The sequence below is a fragment of the Endozoicomonas sp. ONNA2 genome, from assembly GCF_024606365.1.
Taxonomy (GTDB): domain Bacteria; phylum Pseudomonadota; class Gammaproteobacteria; order Pseudomonadales; family Endozoicomonadaceae; genus Endozoicomonas.
On the sequence record NZ_JAHHPO010000292.1, the window covers coordinates 1 to 2655 of the forward strand.

The following is a 2655-nucleotide window of genomic DNA, read 5'->3' on the forward strand; positions in this document are numbered from 1 at the left end:
GACGGGTCAGCCCACTGATCAGATAGGGGATATTTTTTATATTGCCATGTTCCATGATGACACTGACAAAATGAGCCAACACTGACGTATCCATTATTTGTTCGGATGACTTGCAAGCCGCAATGACCAGCAACAGTCGATGTACTTTTGCCTTGATCTCGGGCTTGCCTTCAGGGAGTGATACACCAGCAACTTTGCTCTCCAGGTGATTAACTGCAGGGAGTAATACCTGTGAATATTCCGGGGTCATGTTACCAATGTTTGCCCGGAGTTCCATTAGATAAGTGGCCAGCGGCTTGCTTTCAAGTAAGGCAAACCCGTTGATATCACTGAGTTGTTTGCACTCTTCAAACTGCGAGACAAAATATGCAGGTGCTTTCAATGTATTTGCCACGGCGTTAATATAACGGCAATAATTCATTGAACCCGGTTGTTTCGACAAATAGACCAGCTCTTGGGTAATATGCCAAATGTTATAATCGCTGGTATACAGAACAGCTCTAATGTACGACGCTAACTCAGCAATATCAGCGTCCGGTGAAAACCCGGAACAGGCTGCATACAAGTGGAGCAACCTTCTTGAATGGATTTTGAAATCTATATCATCACGTACTGTAAAATAGCCACGCTTTATAACTCTGGCAATAAATATTTTTTCAATATTGTCAACTTCACCCAACAGTTGCCTGGAAAGTTCGTTGTTTTCCGATACAAGGGTTTGCCTGATCTCCAGAAGTCCCTCCTTGATTTGTGTATCAGGATTTAATGCTGTCAAATATTCGTTAATTTCATTTGCCTCCTGTGCCAGAGAAGGCGTAGCAGGAAAACGTTGAAACCGGTTCTTTGCCTCCTCTAATCGGATCGATAAAGGAATTCCCGCAATGCTCCAACATTCCATTGGCAGCGGACTTTCACGCTGGTCTTCAGCAGCCAGCAGAATCCGCAGTTTTTCAGCCCCGGTTAAAGAATGTGTTTCGGATAACTTTATGGCCGTATTTATCGGATTAATAATATTAAATTTCATGAACTCAATAAAAACAGCACAGAGCACCTCTTTGGTTGGTGACTTTTCTATTGCCTCATATTGAAATTTATCCACCAGATTCCTGGCGGTCATCTCGATAGCTTCAGATGTTGAACCGGGCAGTTGTTGCTGAAAATCAGGTTGAAGACTAACCATTCGTTCAAACAGCTGTTTACTGGCAGTGGTATTGAAGGTTTGCCCTGATAGTGTGATCATGCCATCGAGCAATTGTATCTGCCTGCCAAGGTATTGAATGGAACCATCTTCTGCTGAAAAGCCAACGGGTGACTCCGTGATCAATGCACGCAGCTGCTCGGGTGTCAGGCCATTTAACAGATGAAGATCCATTTTACCTTCCCGGCACGAATAGGTGTTTAAAGTATCCTTTATGGTGACTTTACATCACGTTGTACGTGGGTAAACGTAACCTCCTGTCTCGCCTTTAATTCCATGAACGAGTCGAAATAGTCGAAAGGCGCTCTTCCTTCCAGAAGTTTCACTTTTTTCCCTTTTGCAACATCCGCGCGGTGGTAAAGAGGCAGTTTCATCGCGGCCGCAATTTCCCGTGCGGCATGAATGAACAATAAATTACTCTTATCGGGGTAGCTCTTCTCAAGATATAACGCAGGGTGATCATCCTCATCCAGCACCATGCGAATGATACTCCTGCTGAGGATAGTTCCTTTTTGGTTCTTTTTGACAATCATGGCATTGCGCCCGTCCATCACATAGCTCATCAGCCCGATGCTATCCATCGGTTTGGCTTCTGGTGATTGACAGGTCTTTACTTCAAGCCCGCTGATAAAAAGATCCCAGGGGTCTTCTGTCAGCGCCAGGGTTTCCCCCAAAGACAACAGCCTGTTTCTGGTTGCCTCGCTGAAGCCACTGAAGTTCGCCCCCCAACCGGCTTTGAATTGGTGGTATTCCCGGTAAACGGCCTGCAAGTGTGGATTATTCAGCGGTGACTGCCTGGTCTCAATAAACGTATTGTTAGCACTGGTCTGGATAAACTCATGGATAAGGTCTGTAATTTCGGTATTTCCCAGTTCCTTGCCATATTTTGTCATTGATAACAGGTACACAGGCAGAATATGGTAATGTCGTTGTTTCAATAGCCATTGCGAGTCCTCCCTGTTTTCTCTCTCTAAAGCGGCAGCCCCTTGTTCAGCGATCAACAATGGGAATCCTTCCTTCAGACAGCTGAAGCTCATATTGTTTAGAAAATCGTTAAAACTGTCATTTTTGTTGGCTCTTATTTTGAAGATTGCGTGCAGCAAACCCAGTTTTTCATAAGTCAGACTTTGGGTAAGCTTTTTCAGCATTGGCAATACCATGGCCTTGTTCATAATGTCGCTGTTCAATGCCTGCTCAAGAGTCACCAGCCACTGATGAAAAACCTTGCCATCTTTCAGCTGCCGCCTGCCAGTGCTGGAATTTTGCAAATTGTTGTTAAGTTCCAGAACGTTAGCTTCTGAGATAATATCCGGCACAAATGCCAGCAATTGCAGCGGGGCCAGACGCAAGAGCTTTCCGCCCTTGATTAAGGGCGCACCCAGTATTTGTTGTATTTTCTGAGTACTCTGAACCAGACGGGTCAGCCCACTGATCAGATAGGGGATATTTTTTATATT

The 2655-nt window shown here is 44.9% G+C and carries 2 protein-coding genes; both read right to left on the reverse strand.

What is annotated here, in order from left to right; translation table 11 throughout:
• Window positions 1–1372, reverse strand: a 1372-nt coding sequence (locus KDK14_RS05120; RefSeq protein WP_257263940.1) for a hypothetical protein, incomplete at its 3' end; no start/stop codon positions are given.
• A 38-nt stretch (window positions 1373–1410) separates the two neighbouring features.
• The coding region (locus KDK14_RS05125) for a hypothetical protein (protein ID WP_257263941.1) at window positions 1411–2655 on the reverse strand (1245 nt) is incomplete at its 5' end.